15 protein-coding genes and 2 tRNA genes are annotated in these 16,176 nt (G+C 69.0%); 10 read left to right on the top strand and 7 right to left on the bottom strand.

Annotated elements, in window-relative coordinates; translation table 11 throughout:
• Positions 1-14 precede the first annotated feature (14 nt).
• The 3 genes from ACQG07_RS01020 to ACQG07_RS01010 all read left to right on the top strand — a co-directional run bounded on the left by ACQG07_RS01020 (position 15) and on the right by ACQG07_RS01010 (position 3,734).
• Entirely contained in the window at positions 15-1,568 is a 1,554-nt protein-coding gene (locus ACQG07_RS01020) for an amidohydrolase (protein ID WP_426736920.1), read from the top strand.
• A gap of 110 nt (positions 1,569-1,678) precedes the next feature.
• Positions 1,679-3,052, top strand: a complete 1,374-nt coding sequence (locus tag ACQG07_RS01015) for a sensor histidine kinase (protein ID WP_426736919.1) — start codon at positions 1,679-1,681, stop codon at positions 3,050-3,052.
• Between the two features lie 85 nt (positions 3,053-3,137).
• Positions 3,138-3,734 (top strand): response regulator, encoded by a 597-nt coding sequence (locus tag ACQG07_RS01010; protein WP_426737330.1) that lies wholly within the window; start codon positions 3,138-3,140, stop codon positions 3,732-3,734.
• 81 nt (positions 3,735-3,815) lie between these two features.
• Here ACQG07_RS01010 and ACQG07_RS01005 read toward each other — a convergent pair whose 3' ends face one another.
• Entirely contained in the window at positions 3,816-4,304 is a 489-nt protein-coding gene (locus ACQG07_RS01005) for a Dps family protein (protein ID WP_064295149.1), read from the bottom strand.
• 215 nt (positions 4,305-4,519) lie between these two features.
• Here ACQG07_RS01005 and ACQG07_RS01000 point away from each other — a divergent pair, with 215 nt between their 5' ends.
• Positions 4,520-5,056, top strand: a complete 537-nt coding sequence (locus tag ACQG07_RS01000) for a gamma carbonic anhydrase family protein (protein ID WP_426736917.1) — start codon at positions 4,520-4,522, stop codon at positions 5,054-5,056.
• Here ACQG07_RS01000 and ACQG07_RS00995 read toward each other — a convergent pair.
• Together ACQG07_RS00995 and ACQG07_RS00990 are read right to left on the bottom strand one after the other, a co-directional pair.
• Complete coding sequence (locus ACQG07_RS00995) at positions 5,053-5,244, bottom strand: hypothetical protein (protein WP_079705708.1); 192 nt, start codon at positions 5,242-5,244, stop codon at positions 5,053-5,055. The two genes, ACQG07_RS01000 and ACQG07_RS00995, sit on opposite strands and share 4 nt — an antisense overlap.
• Positions 5,245-5,443: 199 nt before the next feature.
• Positions 5,444-5,514, bottom strand: a tRNA-Gly gene (locus ACQG07_RS00990).
• 193 nt (positions 5,515-5,707) lie between these two features.
• Here ACQG07_RS00990 and ACQG07_RS00985 point away from each other — a divergent pair.
• From ACQG07_RS00985 to clpX, 6 genes are all read left to right on the top strand, one after another.
• Positions 5,708-5,781: transfer RNA gene (locus ACQG07_RS00985), tRNA-Pro, on the top strand.
• Between the two features lie 55 nt (positions 5,782-5,836).
• Complete coding sequence (tig, locus tag ACQG07_RS00980) at positions 5,837-7,318, top strand: trigger factor (protein ID WP_426736916.1); 1,482 nt, start codon at positions 5,837-5,839, stop codon at positions 7,316-7,318.
• 84 nt (positions 7,319-7,402) lie between these two features.
• A complete protein-coding gene (locus ACQG07_RS00975; RefSeq protein ID WP_426736915.1) occupies positions 7,403-7,909 on the top strand; it encodes a tetratricopeptide repeat protein in 507 nt (168 codons plus the stop codon).
• Positions 7,910-8,053: 144 nt separating this feature from the next.
• On the top strand, positions 8,054-8,647 hold the full coding sequence (locus ACQG07_RS00970) for an ATP-dependent Clp protease proteolytic subunit (RefSeq protein WP_056006680.1): 594 nt from the start codon (positions 8,054-8,056) through the stop codon (positions 8,645-8,647).
• 30 nt (positions 8,648-8,677) lie between these two features.
• Complete coding sequence (locus ACQG07_RS00965) at positions 8,678-9,346, top strand: ATP-dependent Clp protease proteolytic subunit (RefSeq protein WP_071260849.1); 669 nt, start codon at positions 8,678-8,680, stop codon at positions 9,344-9,346.
• 111 nt (positions 9,347-9,457) lie between these two features.
• Positions 9,458-10,735 (top strand): ATP-dependent Clp protease ATP-binding subunit ClpX, encoded by a 1,278-nt coding sequence (gene clpX / locus ACQG07_RS00960; protein ID WP_064295154.1) that lies wholly within the window; start codon positions 9,458-9,460, stop codon positions 10,733-10,735.
• Between the two features lie 72 nt (positions 10,736-10,807).
• Here clpX and ACQG07_RS00955 read toward each other — a convergent pair whose 3' ends face one another.
• From ACQG07_RS00955 to valS, 4 genes are read right to left on the bottom strand one after another with little or no spacing between them, the layout of a single operon-like run.
• Positions 10,808-12,841, bottom strand: a complete 2,034-nt coding sequence (locus ACQG07_RS00955) for a M3 family metallopeptidase (RefSeq protein WP_426736914.1) — start codon at positions 12,839-12,841, stop codon at positions 10,808-10,810.
• Between the two features lie 34 nt (positions 12,842-12,875).
• Positions 12,876-13,133: a hypothetical protein gene (locus tag ACQG07_RS00950; protein WP_426736912.1), complete on the bottom strand. Its 258-nt coding sequence runs from the start codon at positions 13,131-13,133 to the stop codon at positions 12,876-12,878.
• On the bottom strand, positions 13,133-13,579 hold the full coding sequence (locus tag ACQG07_RS00945; RefSeq protein WP_426736911.1) for an N-acetyltransferase family protein: 447 nt from the start codon (positions 13,577-13,579) through the stop codon (positions 13,133-13,135). Before ACQG07_RS00945 ends, ACQG07_RS00950 begins: the two co-directional genes overlap by 1 nt.
• Entirely contained in the window at positions 13,576-16,173 is a 2,598-nt protein-coding gene (gene valS / locus ACQG07_RS00940) for a valine--tRNA ligase (RefSeq protein WP_426736910.1), read from the bottom strand. Before valS ends, ACQG07_RS00945 begins: the two co-directional genes overlap by 4 nt.
• Positions 16,174-16,176 lie beyond the last annotated feature (3 nt).

Here is a 16,176-nt window from a genome sequence, read left to right as displayed (position 1 = left end):
CGAGGACCGATGTGATGACCGAGCACCGCCCTGGACCCGACGGCGACCTCGTCACGACGATCGCCGACGTCCACCTGTCCGGACCGCGCCGCGGAGGCTCGTCCGACGCCGAACGGGTCGACGTCCTGCTCGAGGACGGCTCGATCGTGGCGATCCGACCCGCCGACCCCGAGGTCCTGCTTCGCTCTGACCCCGGGGTGTTGGACGGCGGTGGTGGGTACCTCCTGCCCGGGCTGTGGGACCACCACGTGCACTTCACCCAGTGGGCACGCACGGCGAGGCGCGTCGACCTGTCCTCGGCCGCATCCGCCGCCGAGGCGGTCGAGTTGGTCGCTGAGCGGATCGCTCAGGGGGCCGACGGTGACGGCTGGGTCGAAGGCGCGAGGTTCCGTGACGCCCTCTGGCCGGACACGCCGACGTTCGCACTGCTCGACGCGATCGCCCCGGACCGCGAGGTCGTGCTGGTCAGCGCCGACCTCCACTGCTGCTGGCTGAACAGCGCGGCGCTCCGGGCCACGGGCTTCGCCGACCATCCCACCGGCCTGTTGCGGGAGGAGGAGTCGTTCGCTGTCCTCAAACAGCTCGACCAGGTCGCCGACGAGCTCTCCGACCGCTGGGTCGAGGCCGCCGCCGATCAGGCGGCATCCCGCGGCGTCGTCGGTGTCGTCGACCTGGAGATGCGCTGGAACGCCGCGGACTGGATCCGTCGGGTCGGGAACGGGACTCGCGCGCTCCGCATCTCCTTCGGTGTGTACGCCGAGCACCTCGAGCGCGCGATCGACGCCGGGCTCGTGACCGGGGGAGTGCTCGCCGGAACGGACGGCCTGGTGCAGGTCGGCCCGTTCAAGGTCATCACCGACGGATCCCTCAACACCCGGACGGCCTGCTGCGAAGCGCCCTATCCGGGTTCGGCGCCCGGAACCGACGCGCACGGGATGCTCAACGTCCCGCCGGAGCGACTCACCGCATTGCTCACCCTGGCGACCGCCAACGGCCTCCACTGCGCGGTGCACGCCATCGGCGACCGCGCCAACACCCTCGCCCTCGACGCCATCGAGACGACGGGTGCGAGGGGCACGATCGAGCACGCGCAGCTGCTCCGTGCGTCCGACCTGGAGCGGTTCGCCCGCACCGGAACGGCTGCGAGTGTCCAGCCGGAACACGCGATGGACGATCGGGACATCGCCGAGGTCCACTGGGCCGGGCGCACCGACCGTGCTTTCGTGCTCCGCAGCCTCCTCGACGCCGGCGCCACACTCCGACTCGGTTCCGACGCCCCGGTCGCTCCGCTCGACCCGTGGGTCTCCATCGCCGCCGCCGTGACGCGCAGCCGCGATGGACGCGAGGCCTGGCACGGCGAGCAGGCCATCACGGTCGAGGAGGCACTGGCGGCGTCGACCAGAGGAGACGACGACGTGGTGGCCGTCGGCCGCCCCGCCGACCTCGTCGTCGTGGGGTTCGACCCGTTCTCCTGCGCGCCGGAGGCGCTGCGCACCATGCCGGTCCGTGCGACGATGCTGGGTGGGCGCCTGACGGCCGCTCCATCCGTCCGCCCGGCCGGGGGATAACCCCCGATCGGAACGGGGCGTCCACCGGATGCCGTTCGTCGGCGGAGCCGAACAGACTGAGGCGAGCCCGGTGCGAGAGCCGGGACCGCTCCGTCGAAAGGACCTCCTTCATGACCACCGCCATCGGCCGACAGCTCGACGCGTCGGCGAAGCCCGATCCCTCCACCCGAGGCGCGTGGCGATACGGTCGGCTCTGGCGGGACGTCCCCGGATCGCTCCTGTTCCTGCTGCCCAACCTGCCGATCGTCATCGCCGGAAGCATCGTGGCCGTGGTGATCCTCTCCCTCGGCTTCGGGCTCGCGATCCTGGGGGTCGGTCTCCTGATCATCGTCGGCGGCCTCTGGGTCTCGCGGGCGTTCGTGGAGCTCGAGGTCGCGCGTCTCCGCACGACGGGTCTCCCGCCGATCCGAGGAGGAGCCTGGCGGTCGTCCATCGGGACCGAGACGACACTGGGTGCCGTGCTCGCTCCACTCGCCGGACCGCGTTGGTGGCTCGCGGCCCTGCACACGGTCCTCGTGAACCCGATCGTCGGGGGCGTCACCTGGGGACTGACCATCACCTGGACCGTGGGTGCCGTCGCCGGCACGACGTACTGGATCTGGGCGGACCGGCTCTCGGCTGGTTCCTCCTCGGGCTTCGCGGAGCTGCTGGCTCCCACGCTGGACCCGTCGGACGCGTTGCTCGCCGACAAGCTCTGGAACCTCGCGCTCGGTGTCGTGTTCCTCGTGACGCTCCCGCTGGTCCTCCGGGTGCTGGTGCTGCTGCACCACGCCATCGCCTCCGGGCTGTTCGGTGCGCGGCCACAGGAGGAGCTGCGAGCCGAGCTCCTGGCGGAGCGGCGTGCACGCGGTGCCGCCGTCTCGGCTGAGGCGGGCGCGGTGCGGCGGCTCGAACGGGACATCCACGATGGTCCGCAGCAGCGACTCGTCCGGCTGCAGATGGATCTCGCGGCTGCCGAACGACGCCTCGACACGGACCCCGCCTCCGCACGCTCGCTCCTGGGCGAGGCGCGCGCCCAGGCCGCCGAGACGCTCGACGAACTCCGTGCACTCTCGAAGGGCCTGATGCCGCCACTGCTGCAGGACCGCGGCCTCGTCGCCGCACTCGACGACCTCGCCGCGCGGTGTCCGGTGCCGACGAGGACGGAGCTGGCGGTCGTCTCATCGGTGACGCTGCCTCGTGAGACGGAACGTGGGATCTACTTCATCGTCGCCGAACTCCTGACCAACGTCTCGAAGCATGCGGATGCGCGGCGCGCCGGCGTCGAGGCCCACGTGACGGTGGACCAGCAGCTGGGTTCGCGGCTCACCCTCCGCGTGACCGATGACGGTCGGGGCGGCGCGTACCTGGAACCGGGCCACGGTCTCGAAGGCCTGACGGAACGCGCGCAGGGCCTCGGCGGGAGACTGGTGATCGAGCCGGCCCCGGTGGGGGACGGCGTCGCACGTGGCAGCGCCGTCTCGATCTCGCTCCCCGTAGGCTGAACGCGTGATCAGCCCTGACCGTGCCGGTGGAGGACCGCTCCGCATCGTGATCGCCGAGGATTCGACACTCCTCCGCGAGGGCTTGATGCGGCTGTTCGACGAGGCCGGCTTCATCACGGTCGCCGCCTACGCCGATGGGGAGGCGCTCCAGCGCGGGCTCGCGGCGGACCGACCGGACCTCATCGTCATGGACGTCCGCATGCCGCCCACGTTCCGGGACGAAGGGGTCCGCGCAGCGATAGCGCTGCGTGCCGAGCATCCCGACCTCCCCGTCCTGCTGCTCAGCCAGTACGTCGAGACCGTCTACGCCCGGGAGCTGCTCGCGGACGGCGGGCGTGGGATCGGCTACCTGCTCAAGGACCGGGTCGCCTCGTTGGAGGAGGTGCAGGACGCCATCCACCGGTTGGTCGAGGGAGGGACCGTCCTCGACCCCGACGTGGTCCGCACCCTGTTCGCAGCACAGCGCGACCCGTTGGCCGGCCTGACCCCACGTGAGACGGAGGTGCTCTCCGCCATGGCGGAGGGGCGCACGAACACGGCGATCGCCGAACGCCTGCGGGTCGGTGTCGGTGCGGTCGAGAAGCACATCTCGGCCATCTTCCAGAAGCTCGGTCTCGAGGACTCCGGGAGCGACCACCGACGGGTCCTCGCGGTCCTCGCCCTGCTCCAGCGCAACGATTGATGGGTGACACGCGCGACGAAGGGGCAGTCACGGATGACTGCCCCTTCGTGGGTGATGCTGGCGGGTCGCCCCGCCGGGGTGCTACCGGCTGAGGTGGGCGAAGAGGAACCAGCGGTCCTTGTCGAGGCCGCGGGCGATCTCGATCGCGATGTCCTGGCTGGTCTGGTCGAGCTCGTCGAGCTCGTCGACCGCGGTGTTGACCGAGGCGGAGGCCGCGTCGATGAGGGCGATGACCTCGGCGATGGTGCGGTCGGACTGCTGGAAGCCCTCGCTCAGCTCGGGCGTGCTGGTCTTCGCGGCGACGGTGCTGAGGCGTGCGTCGACCGGGAGTCCGAGGGCGACGATGCGCTCTGCGGCGAGGTCGGCCCACTCCTGCGCGTGGTCGACGATGTCGTCGAGCAGCTCGTGGACGCCGATGAAGTTCGCGCCACGCACGTGCCAGTGGGCCTGCTTGCCGTTGACGACGATGGCGGTGAGGTCGACGACGACGGGGCTGAGGAACTGCGCGGTGCCTGCTGCGACGTCCGGGTTGGCGACGGCCTGCGGAATGGAGGTGGTGATGTCGGTCATGGTGTTTCCCCTTCGTTGACGAGTGAGGCCCTGGTCGGGCGGATTCGTCGGTCTGCTTGAATGCAACGGTACTCAGCCGCAGACATTCCGCAAGGAAGTCGAGGCTCGGCTTACGAAGGGTGCACTCAGCAAGGAAAGCCTGACCGTACCGGCGATTCACCCCGGAACGACGCGGGTTCCCGACGGCTGGGGCCGCCTGCGATAGCGTGGCCGGTATGACGCTGCACGGTACGGTCAGGAAACTCTCAGACGGACGCTCGCCCCAGATCGACCCGAGTGCCTACACGGCGCCGGGCTCCGTGCTGGTGGGCGCCGTGACGCTCGCCGCGGATTCGAGCGTCTGGTACAACGCCGTCCTCCGCGCGGACTCCGACTCGATCACGCTCGGCACAGGGTCCAACATCCAGGACGGGGTCGCCGTGCACACGGACAGCGGCCACCCGACGGTCATCGGATGCAACGTCTCCGTCGGGCACAACGCGGTCGTCCACGGCTGCACGGTCGAGGACGACTGCCTCATCGGGATGGGTTCCGTGGTCCTGAGTGGCGCCGTGATCGGTGCCGGGTCGCTCGTCGCCGGGGGAGCGGTGGTCCTCGAGGGCATGATCGTGCCGCCCGGTTCGCTCGTCGCGGGGGTCCCGGCCAAGGTGCGGCGGGAGCTGACGGCCGACGAGCAGGAGGCGATCCGACAGAACGCCGCACACTACGTCGCCCTCAGAGCGGTCCACGCCGCAGCCGTCGACGAGGGTTAGCGGCGGCGTGCGTCGCGCTTCCTGAGGCGACGCTGCGCGGCGAGCGAGCCGGACAGACAGACGACGCAGCCGATCATGCAGATGAGTCCGACGCCGAGTCGCCCGGTCGCGAGTGCGTACACCCCGACGAAGAAGACGAGCGCACCGGCCACCGTCCAGATGTGGGGCCAGATCGCGTCGAGTCGCATGCGCTCAGCCTAGGGCGTCGCGCATCCTGTGCTCCGCCCCCGCCCGGACCTGTCGAAGCGCTCAGCGGCGGACCTCTCGCTCCGGCGATCCTCTTCCGGTCCCTGAGCCTGTCGAAGGGCGCGGCGCCAGGAAGTACCTGCGCGGTAGCCGGACCGTCGCGCCTGCCTTCGCGGCGCTGCCTGGTTCTGAGGAATGGAGAGGGGATGACGGGAATCGAACCCGCGTAATCAGTTTGGAAGACTGAGGCTCTACCATTGAGCTACATCCCCGAGGCGTCGCAGTGCGACGAACTCACCAGGTAATGCTACTGCATCCCGAGCGCCCATCCGTGCAGCTCCGAGTCCCGGGGCCGGTTCCGCCCCGGAAACCGCACAGGGGCCGCACAGATTCTGGGCTAGACTGACCGAGGCCATTTCGCCCACCGCTCGTCGGTCGGGCCGGCTGGCCGGATTGTCGCCGATCCGGGGCGTAGCTCAGCTTGGTAGAGCGCCCGGTTTGGGACCGGGAGGTCGCAGGTTCGAATCCTGTCGCCCCGACTCCGTTTTGCGTCCTCAACTGAGGCAGAATCCCCGACACAGGAGAAGTAATCACGTGAAGACCACGGTCGAGAAGCTGAGCCCCACTCGCGTCAAGCTCGCCATCGCGGTGACGCCCGAGGAGCTCAAGCCGAGCATCACCCACGCCTACGGACACATCGCCGAGGACATCAACGTCCCCGGCTTCCGTAAGGGCAAGGTGCCACCGGCGATCATCGACCAGCGCGTCGGCAAGGGCGCCGTGATCGAGCACGCCGTCAACGAAGGCCTCGACGGCTTCTTCCGCAAGGCACTCGAGGAGAACGAACTTCGTCCGCTCGGCCGCCCGCAGGCCGACATCGTCGAGTGGCCGAACGAGAAGGACTTCTCGGGCGACCTGCTCGTGAACATCGAGGTCGACGTCCGTCCCGAGATCACGCTTCCCGCTTACGAGGGCCTCAAGCTCACCGTCGACGCCCAGGAAGCCGGCGAAGCCGACGTCCAGGACGAGCTCGACCGCATCCGTGCACGCTTCGGCACGCTCGTGACCGTCGACCGCCCGGCCAAGACGGGCGACTTCGCCCAGCTCGACCTGGTCGCCAAGATCAACGACGCCGAGGTCGACCGCGCGAGCGGCGTCTCCTACGAGATCGGTTCGGGCGAGCTGCTCACCGGCATCGACGAGGCACTCGACTCCCTCACCGCCGGTGAGACCACCACCTTCACCTCGCCGCTGCTCGGTGGCGAGCACGAGGGCGAGGATGCCGAGGTCACCGTCACGCTGACCGCCGTCAAGGAGCGCGAGCTTCCCGAGGCCGACGACGACTTCGCTCAGATCGCGAGCGAGTTCGACACCATCGACGAGTTCAAGGCGCAGCTGCGTGAGGTCGTCGAGCGCCAGCAGGTCATCACCCAGGGCCGCGACGCACGCACCGCGCTCGTCGACGCCATGCTCGAGGCCGCGCAGATCCCCGTGCCCGAGAGCGTCATCGAGGACGAGGTGCACCGTCACCTCGAGGGCGAGAACCGCCTCGAGGACGACGAGCACCGCGCCGAGGTCACCGAGTCCAGCGAGAAGGCACTGCGCACGCAGCTCCTCCTCGACGCCCTCGCTGAGTCGCTCAACGTCCAGGTGAACCAGAACGAGCTCACCGAGTACCTCATCCAGAGCGCGTCGCAGTACGGCATGGAGCCCGGTGAGTTCATCGAGGCACTCGGCCAGCAGGGTCAGATCCCCGCCATGGTCGGCGAGGTCGCCCGCAACAAGGCCATCGCCATCGCGCTCGGCAAGGCCGAGGTCGTCGACTCCAACGGCAAGCCTGTCGACCTGAGCGACTTCGTCGCCGTGGTCGAGGACGAGGACGCCGCCACCGAGACTGCAGCCGACGAGACGACCGAGGCTCCGGCTGAGGACGCCGCCGACGAGACTCCGGCCGAGGCAGAGCCGAAGAAGGCCGCCGCCAAGAAGGCACCTGCGAAGAAGGCGCCCGCCAAGAAGGCACCGGCCAAGAAGGCCGCTGCCGACGAGGCCGCTGCCGACGAGGCCGCTGCCGAGTAGGACAGCACCAGCAGTGACGACAGGGGCGGAAGCGATTCCGCCCCTGTCGTCGTCTCCGGACACGTCAGCCGAATGGGAGCCATCATGACGACGACCGACGCAACAGGCTGGGACGACCGGGTCGCAGCCGTCTGGGCCGACGAGACCATCGACGACGAGCAGCGCATCGCGGCCATCGACGCCCTGGCCGCCGAGCGTCCGGCGGGTGACGCCCGAGCCGCATTCGAGGCAGCCGGTGCGCGCGACTCCGCCGGCCACGAGGTCGAGGCCGAGGTCTGCTATCGCGCAGCGCTCGAGGCCGGGCTCGACGAGGAGCACCGTCCGCAGGCGATCATCCAACTGGCCAGCACCCTCCGCAACCTCGGCCGGATCGCTGAGAGCGTCGTCCTGCTCGAACAGCAGCTCGCGGACGATCCGACCGGTCCGTACGCGGACGCGACCGCGGCCTTCCTGGCCCTGGCGCTCGCCAGCTCGGGGGACCCTCGCCGAGCGACCGCGGTCGCCCTCCGCGCTCTCGTACCGCACCTGCCGCGATACCACCGCTCCGTCCGCGCCTACGCCGACGAACTCGAGACGGATCCGCTCCGCTGAGCCCCGACGGTCGCGCCTTCCGTCCGCTCGCCGTCCGCTGCCGGCGAACCCCGTCGCCCGGGAGTCTGCCGAGGGCGAACAGGGCGTTGGTCGTGCGTCGCCTCCGATAGATTCGAACCACTGCACAACCGAAACGGAGCGATAATGGCCGAACCACAGTTCTCGCCCAGTGTCTTTGACCGCCTGCTGAAGGACCGGATCATCTGGCTGGGCGCCGAGGTCCGCGACGAGAACGCGAACGAGATCGCGGCTAAGCTGCTGCTCCTCGCCGCGGACGACCCGAAGCGCGACATCTACCTCTACATCAACTCGCCCGGTGGCTCCATCACGGCCGGCATGGCCATCTACGACACCATGCAGTTCGTGCCGAACGACATCGTCACGGTCGGTATCGGCATGGCCGCGTCGATGGGTCAGCTCCTCCTCACGGCCGGCACCAAGGGCAAGCGCTACATCACCCCGAACGCCCGCGTGCTCCTCCACCAGCCGCACGGCGGATTCGGCGGGACGTCGAGCGACATCCAGACCCAGGCGCAGCTCATCCTCGACATGAAGCGCCGTCTCGCCGAGATCACCGCGGCGCAGACCGGCAAGAGCGTCGAGCAGATCAACGCCGATGGCGACCGCGACCGCTGGTTCAACGCCGAAGAGGCGCTCGAATACGGTTTCGTCGACCACCTCCGTGAGTCCGCGCTCGACGTGGCCGGCGGCGGCGGAACCGTCGACAGCGACAAGTAACCCGGCTTCGACCAGACAGGAATGCAACACATGGAGACTCCAACGTTCAGTGCGGCGGGCCGCTCGCTGCAGATGCCGGGTGCTCGCTACATCCTCCCGAGCTTCGAAGAGCGCACGGCCTACGGCTACAAGCGCCAGGACCCGTACGCGAAGCTCTTCGAGGACCGCATCATCTTCCTCGGCGTGCAGGTCGACGACGCATCGGCCGACGACATCATGGCCCAGCTGCTCGTGCTCGAGAGCATGGACCCCGACCGTGACATCGTCATGTACATCAACTCACCCGGTGGCTCGTTCACCGCGATGACGGCGATCTACGACACGATGCAGTACATCCGTCCGCACGTCATGACGGTGGTCCTCGGACAGGCGGCCTCCGCCGCTGCCGTGCTCACCGCCGCCGGTACGCCGGGCAAGCGCCTGGCCCTCCCGAACGCCCGCATCCTGATCCACCAGCCCGCCGTCGGCGAGGCCGGCCACGGACAGGCTTCGGACATCGAGATCCAGGCGGCCGAGATCCTCCGGATGCGCGGCTGGCTCGAGTCGACCCTCGCACACCACTCCAACCGTTCGGTGGAGCAGGTCAACAAGGACATCGACCGCGACAAGATCCTCTCGGCCGCCGAGGCGCTCGAGTACGGTCTCATCGACCAGGTGCTCACCTCACGGAAGAACCCGATCGCGGCCATCACGGCCTGACCCGGTTCCCGTGCTCACGACTCGGCGCGTCATCCCAGCGGGGTGGCGCGCCGAGTTGTCGCAGGGACAGGTTAGGCTCGGAGCACCGAATCTCCAGGGAGAGGGAAAGACATGGCACGGATAGGCGAAAGCGCCGATCTGCTCAAGTGCTCGTTCTGCGGCAAGAGCCAGAAGCAGGTCCAGCAGCTGATCGCTGGTCCCGGCGTGTACATCTGCGACGAGTGCGTCGAGTTGTGCAACGAGATCATCGCCGAGCGACTCGCTGAAGCGAGCGAGGAGACGGTGAGCGAGTTCGACCTCCCGAAGCCGAAGGAGATCTTCGCGTTCCTCGAGGAGTACGTCATCGGCCAGGAGGCCGCGAAGAAGGCGCTCTCGGTCGCGGTGTACAACCACTACAAGCGCGTCCGGTCACGCGCCACGCTGGCTCCCGCCGAGACGGTGCACGACGACATCGAGATCGCGAAGAGCAACATCCTCCTCATCGGACCGACTGGTTGCGGCAAGACGTATCTGGCGCAGACCCTCGCGAAGCGACTCAACGTCCCCTTCGCCGTCGCCGATGCGACCGCACTGACCGAGGCCGGCTACGTCGGCGAGGACGTCGAGAACATCCTCCTCAAGCTCATCCAGGCCGCCGACTACGACGTCAAGCGTGCGGAGACCGGCATCATCTACATCGACGAGGTCGACAAGATCGCCCGCAAGGCGGAGAACCCCTCCATCACGCGCGACGTCTCCGGCGAGGGCGTCCAGCAGGCGCTCCTCAAGATCCTCGAGGGAACCGTCGCCTCGGTACCCCCGCAGGGCGGCCGGAAGCACCCGCACCAGGAGTTCATCCAGATCGACACGACGAACGTCCTGTTCATCGTGGCCGGCGCCTTCGCCGGGCTGGAGGAGATCATCTCCTCCCGCGCGGGCAAGAAGGGCATCGGCTTCGGAGCCCCCCTGCACAGCAAGGGCGACGACGTGAACCTCTTCGGTGAGGTCCTGCCGGAAGACCTCCACAAGTTCGGCCTCATCCCTGAGTTCATCGGCCGGCTGCCGGTCGTCACGACGGTCACGCCGCTCGACCAGCACGCGCTCATGGAGATCCTCACGGTCCCGAAGAACGCGCTCGTGCGTCAGTACCAGCGCATGTTCGAGATCGACGGCGTCGAGCTGGAGTTCGACCAGGCGGCACTGGAAGCGATCGCCGACCTGGCCGTCCTCCGCAAGACCGGTGCCCGAGGGCTCCGAGCCATCATGGAAGAGGTGCTCGGGCCGATCATGTTCGAGGTGCCCTCCACCGACGAGGTCGCTCGCGTCGTCATCACCCGGGAGTCCGTCGTCGAGAACGCGGCCCCGACGATCGTCCCGCGTGCGGCTCGCCGCCAGGAGAAGTCGGCCTAGACGACGCCCGGCGGTCATCAGCCCGCCGCAGCACCCCGGATCCTCCGGAGGGGCTGCGGCGGGCTTCGTCGTTCAGTCCTCGAGCCCGCGGCGTCGGAGGAGCGGCTCGATGACCGCGTCGCGCCCACGGAAGTCGCGGTAGGCCTCCAGAGGATCCTTCGAACCGCCGACCCCGAGGAGCTTGGTGCGGAATCGGTCGCCGTTCTCCCTCGTCAGTCCGCCGTTCTCCGTGAACCAGTCGACGGTGTCCGCGTCGAGCACCTCGCTCCAGATGTAGGAGTAGTAGCCGGCGTCGTATCCGCCCGAGAAGGTGTGGGCGAAGTAGGTGCTCGCGTACCGGGGTGGGACGGCCGGATTGTCGAGACCGGCGGACCGGAGTGCCGCCGCCTCGAACGCCTCGACGTCGTCGACCCGGTCATCTGCACCGATGCTGTGCCATGCCTGGTCGAGCATCGCCGCAGCGAGGTACTCGCTCGTCGAGAAGCCCTCGTTGAAGCCCTCGGACGCCTGGAGCTTCGCCACCAGTTCCTGCGGCATCGGCTCACCGGTCTCGACGTGCCTGGCGTAGCCGGCGAGCACCTCGGGCCACAGCATCCACATCTCGTTCACCTGGCTCGGGAACTCGACGAAGTCCCGGAAGACGTTCGTACCGGAGAACCGCGGGTACTCGACCTCCGCGAAGAGACCGTGCAGCGCGTGGCCGAACTCATGGAAGAAGGTCGTGACCTCGTCGAGACTCAGCAGGGTCGGCTCGCCCTCGGCCGGCTTCGGGACGTTCAGGTTGTTGACCACGACGGTGGGCTGGTCGAGCAGGCGGTTCTGGGAGATGAGCGCGTTCATCCAGGCGCCGCCGCGCTTGCTGTCGCGGGTGTACAGGTCCAGGAGGTACAGGCCGAGGCCGGAGCCGTCCTCGTTCCAGACCTCGAAGACACGGACGTCGGGGTGGTAGCCCCGGAGATCGGTCCGTTCGGCGAAGGTGATGCCGTAGAGCTTGGTCGCTGCGGCGAACACGCCGTCGAAGAGGACCCGCTCCGCTTCGAAGTAGGGGCGCATCACGCTGGTGTCGACATCGAACCGGTCGATCCTGACCTGTTCGGTCGCGAACGGCCAGTCCCAGGCCTCGACGGTCTCGAGGCCGGTGACCCGCTCGAGCTCGCGCTGTTCCCGATCCGCATTGCGCGCGGCGGGGATCGCCAGACGGGAGAGGAGCGCTGCGACGGCCTCCGGGGTCCCCGCGGTCTGGTCCGCGGTGACCACTGCGGCGTGCGACGGGAATCCCAGAAGTGCGGCACGCTCAGCGCGGAGGCGGGTGATCTCGAGGACGAGGGCGCGGTTGTCGTTCGGTCCGCCGTGTGTGCCGCGAGCACGGGAGGCCGTCATGATCCGCTCGCGGACGCCACGGTGCGTCAACGACGACAGCGCCGGATGGCCGGTCGGGAGGACGAGGGTGACGAGCCAGCCGTCGAGGCCTCGCTCGGCGGCCGCCTGGGCCGCGGCGGAGATCTCGCCCGCACTCAGGCCGTCAAGCTCCGCGGCATCGGTGAGGTGGACGGCGAGCTCGTTGGTGTCGGCCAGGAGCTGCTTCTCGAACCGGGTGGTCAGTGTCGAGAGGCGGAGATTGAGGTCGGAGAGCCGCTGCTTCTCCTCGGCGTCGAGACCTGCGCCCGCGAGCGTGTGTTCGCTGTACACGCGTCGGACCAGGTAGACCGCCTCGGCGGTCAGCTGGAGGTCGTCGAGATTCGCGTGGACCGCCGCGATCCGCGCGTACAGCGCGGGGTCGAGCCTGATCGCGTCCTCGTGGGCGGCCAGCTGCGGAGCGAGCTCCTCCTCGAGTTCATTGGTGAACGCGGAGCTGTCCGCCGAACTCTGATTGAAGAAGACCGCTGCGACCCGCCGGAGGATCGCGCCGCTCCGTTCGAGTGGGATCAGCGTGTTCTCGAAGGTCGGCGCGTCGTCCTGCGCGGTGATCGCCGCGATCTCGTCGAGTTGCTGCGCGAACCCGGCGGTGAAGGCGGGGCGGAAGTGCTCCTCGCGGATCTCGCCGAACGGCGGCAGCTGATAGGGGAGTGTGCTCGGCTGGAGGAACGGATTCGTGTGTGATTCCATACCTCACCCTATCCAGCGTGCCGGGGGAGGAGGCTCAGTCCTCGTCGTCGTCGTGGTCGTCGTCCGGCCGGGTGAGGCTGACGGATCCGTCCGCGTGCTGACGGATGGTCGTACCGTCGTCGAGCTCGACCACGGGCCGGCGTTCGAGCCAGGTGAGGGTCCAGCGCCACGAGGACGTGTCGACGCCCTGCGCGAGCAACTCCTGCTCCTCAGCGGCGATGGCCGTCCGCACCGGCGTCGGCACGTTCTCCGGTGGCTTGGCGCCGACGGCCCAGCGGGTTCCGAGTTGCATCACGGCTCCAGGTCGTAGGTGACCCAGCTCGTGCGGGTCGCCAGCTTGTCGTACACGGCCTGGGCGCGCTCGTTGTCGGCGGCGGTGATCCACCGGACGACGCTGTGACCGTCCGCCTTCGCGAGGTCGCGGACGTGCTCGATCAGCGCGGTCCCGACCCCGCCGGTGCGGGCGTCCTCGGCGACGAAGAGGTCGTCGAGGTAGAGCCCGGTCCCACCGGCGAGGGCACGGGGGAACACGCGATAGTGGGCGAGCCCGACGAGGGCGCCCTGTGCGTCCTCAGCGACGAGCGCGGTCAACGGATGGGTCGGGTCGCTGAGCCAGCCCCACACGAGCACGGCCTTCTCGTCGGTCAGGTGGTTGCCGTAGAACTCCCCGTAGCCGGAGTACAGCGCGTGCCAGGCGAACAGGTCGCTCTCGACGGCGGGACGGATGGTGACGCTCATGCGCGTGCCTCCTCGGCGTCGGCCGCCGGCGTGAAGACGATGTCGCCGACCGACAGGACGTCGGCGGTGCGGAACTCGAGGGACTCGATGCGTCCGACGGCGCGGAGGTCGTCTGCGACGAGCTCGAGCAGCTCGATCGATGCGGCGGGTCCGGCGATGACCGCGGAGTCCACCGGGGTCTTCTGGGAAGCCTTGGCGTCGGTCTTCGCGCGCCGGATGCCTGTGAGCGCCTCGCTCGCGAGCTGCAGCACCTGCGGTTCGCCCGCCGCGAGTCCTGCGAACTCCTCGTCGGTCGGCCAGCTGGCACGGTGCACGGAGCCGTCGTGCGTCCAGGACCAGGCTTCCTCGGCCGCGAACGGGATGAACGGGGCGAACAGGCGGAGCAGGGTGGAGAGCGCGATCCGCAGCGCGGCCACCGCCGAAGCCTGCTCAGGGCTCTCTTCGCCGTAGGCCCGCTCCTTGACGAGCTCGAGGTAGTCGTCGCAGAACGTCCAGAAGAACGCCTCGGTGAGCTCGAGGGCGCGCGCGTGGTCGTAACCGGCCAGCGCACTGCTGGCGTCGGCGACGGTCTTGCGGAGCACGCTCAGCATGGCGAGGTCGACGGCCTCCGTCACCGGGGCGTCTTCACGACCGGTGAACCCGAGGATGAACTTCGAGGCGTTGAGCACCTTGATCGCCAGGCGCCGGCCGATCTTGATCTGCGTCGGGTTCTGCGGGTCGAAGGCGGCGTCGGTGCCGAGACGGCTCGAGGCCGCCCAGTAGCGGACGGCGTCCGAACCGTGCTGCTCGAGCATGGCCGCCGGCGTGACGACGTTGCCCTTCGACTTCGACATCTTCTTGCGGTCGGGGTCGACGATGAAGCCGGACACGGAGGCGTGCTCCCATGGCTTCTGGTCGTACTCGAGGACGCTGCGGAGCATGGTGGAGAACAGCCAGGTGCGGATGATGTCCTGACCCTGCGGGCGCAGCGAGTACGGGAAAACGAGGTCCCAGAGCTCGGGGTCGCGCTCCCAGCCGCCGGCGAGCTGCGGGGTGAGGCTCGACGTGGCCCAGGTGTCCATGACGTCGACCTCGCCCATGAACCCGCCGGGCACGCCGCGCTGCGACTCGTCGTAACCGGGTGCGGCATCGCTGGACGGGTCGACGGGCAGGGTGGCGTGGTCTGGCGCGATCGGCTGGTCGTAGACCGGGTTGCCGTCGGCGTCGAGCGGGTACCAGAGGGGGATCGGCACACCGAAGAAGCGCTGGCGGGAGATCAGCCAGTCGCCGGATAGGCCACCGACCCAGTTCTCGTAGCGCACGCGCATGAAGTCGGGGTGCCACTCGAGCTCCGAGCCGAGTTCGAGGAGGCGGCTGCGGAGCTGCTCGTCGCGGGCGCCGTTGCGGATGTACCACTGGCGGGTCGAGACGATCTCGAGCGGCTTGTCGCCCTTCTCGAAGAACTTCACCGGGTGGGTGATCTGCTTCGGCTCGCCGATCAGGTCGCCCGAGGCTGCGAGGAGGTCGACGACGGTCTGCTTGGCGCTGAAGACGGTCTTCCCGGCGAGCTGCGCGTATGCCTCGAGACCGGCTTCGGAGGTGATCGCCTCAGGGGCCTCCGAGATGACGCGGCCGTCGAAGCCGAGGATCGCGCGGTTGGGGAGGTCGAGTTCGCGCCACCACACGATGTCGGTGATGTCGCCGAAGGTGCACACCATCGCGATGCCGGCACCCTTGTCGGGCTGGGCGAGGTGGTGGGCGAGCACGGGCACCTCGACGCCGAACACGGGCGTGGTCACGGTCGTGCCGAACAGCGGCTTGAAGCGCTCGTCGTCGGGGTGGGCGACGAGGGCGACGCAGGCGGGGAGGAGCTCCGGTCGTGTGGTCTCGATCTCGATGGTGCCGCCGTCTGGGCGGTGGAAGGAGAGTCGGCGGTAGGTACCCGGCTGCTCCTTGTCCTCGAGCTCCGCCTGGGCGACCGCCGTGCGGAAGGTGATGTCCCAGAGGGTCGGCGCCATGGCCTGGTAGGCCTCGCCGCGGTCCAGGTTGCGCAGGAACGCGAGCTGGCTCGCCGTGATCGACTCGTCGCCGATGGTGCGGTAGCTCTGCGTCCAGTCCACGGAGAGGCCGAGTGCGCGCCAGACGGCCTCGAACTGCTGCTCGTCCTCGACGGTGAGGCGCTCGCACAGCTCGATGAAGTTGCGACGCGAGATCGGGATCTGGTCGGCGGCCTTGGTGCTCTTGTTGTCGCCACCCTCGAACGGCGGGGTGAAGTCGGCGTCGTAGGGGAGCGTCGGGTCGCATCGGACGCCGTAGTAGTTCTGGACGCGGCGTTCGGTCGGCAGGCCATTGTCGTCCCAGCCCATGGGGTAGAAGACGCGCTTGCCGGTCATCCGCTGGTATCGGGCGATGACGTCGGTGTGCGTGTAGCTGAAGACGTGACCGATGTGGAGGGAGCCGGATGCGGTCGGCGGCGGGGTGTCGATCGAGTAGATGCACTCACGCGTGGCGCCGTCGCGCTCGAACCGGTAGGTCCCCGCGGACTCCCAGGAGGAGCCCCACTTCTGCTCGAGACCTTCGAGGGCCGGCTTGTCCGGGATGCTGGCAGCGGTCATGAG

The sequence above is a fragment of the Plantibacter sp. 2H11-2 genome, assembly GCF_050031945.1.
Classification (GTDB): Bacteria; Actinomycetota; Actinomycetes; order Actinomycetales; family Microbacteriaceae; genus Plantibacter; species Plantibacter auratus.
The sequence above is the reverse complement of the archived record's forward strand: the minus strand, read 5'-3'. Positions and strand labels throughout refer to the sequence as shown.

Excerpts from the sequence above, each read along its gene's own strand:
- ACQG07_RS01020 (WP_426736920.1), top strand. The coding sequence starts at position 15 with ATGACCGAGCACCGCCCTGGACCCGACGGCGACCTCGTCACGACGATC.
- ACQG07_RS01015 (WP_426736919.1), top strand. The coding sequence starts at position 1,679 with ATGACCACCGCCATCGGCCGACAGCTCGACGCGTCGGCGAAGCCCGAT.
- ACQG07_RS01010 (WP_426737330.1), top strand. The coding sequence starts at position 3,138 with ATGCGGCTGTTCGACGAGGCCGGCTTCATCACGGTCGCCGCCTACGCC.
- ACQG07_RS01005 (WP_064295149.1), bottom strand. The coding sequence starts at position 4,304 with ATGACCGACATCACCACCTCCATTCCGCAGGCCGTCGCCAACCCGGAC.
- ACQG07_RS01000 (WP_426736917.1), top strand. The coding sequence starts at position 4,520 with ATGACGCTGCACGGTACGGTCAGGAAACTCTCAGACGGACGCTCGCCC.
- ACQG07_RS00995 (WP_079705708.1), bottom strand. The coding sequence starts at position 5,244 with ATGCGACTCGACGCGATCTGGCCCCACATCTGGACGGTGGCCGGTGCG.
- ACQG07_RS00975 (WP_426736915.1), top strand. The coding sequence starts at position 7,403 with ATGACGACGACCGACGCAACAGGCTGGGACGACCGGGTCGCAGCCGTC.
- ACQG07_RS00970 (WP_056006680.1), top strand. The coding sequence starts at position 8,054 with ATGGCCGAACCACAGTTCTCGCCCAGTGTCTTTGACCGCCTGCTGAAG.
- ACQG07_RS00965 (WP_071260849.1), top strand. The coding sequence starts at position 8,678 with ATGGAGACTCCAACGTTCAGTGCGGCGGGCCGCTCGCTGCAGATGCCG.
- clpX (WP_064295154.1), top strand. The coding sequence starts at position 9,458 with ATGGCACGGATAGGCGAAAGCGCCGATCTGCTCAAGTGCTCGTTCTGC.
- ACQG07_RS00955 (WP_426736914.1), bottom strand. The coding sequence starts at position 12,841 with ATGGAATCACACACGAATCCGTTCCTCCAGCCGAGCACACTCCCCTAT.
- ACQG07_RS00950 (WP_426736912.1), bottom strand. The coding sequence starts at position 13,133 with ATGCAACTCGGAACCCGCTGGGCCGTCGGCGCCAAGCCACCGGAGAAC.
- ACQG07_RS00945 (WP_426736911.1), bottom strand. The coding sequence starts at position 13,579 with ATGAGCGTCACCATCCGTCCCGCCGTCGAGAGCGACCTGTTCGCCTGG.
- valS (WP_426736910.1), bottom strand. The coding sequence starts at position 16,173 with ATGACCGCTGCCAGCATCCCGGACAAGCCGGCCCTCGAAGGTCTCGAG.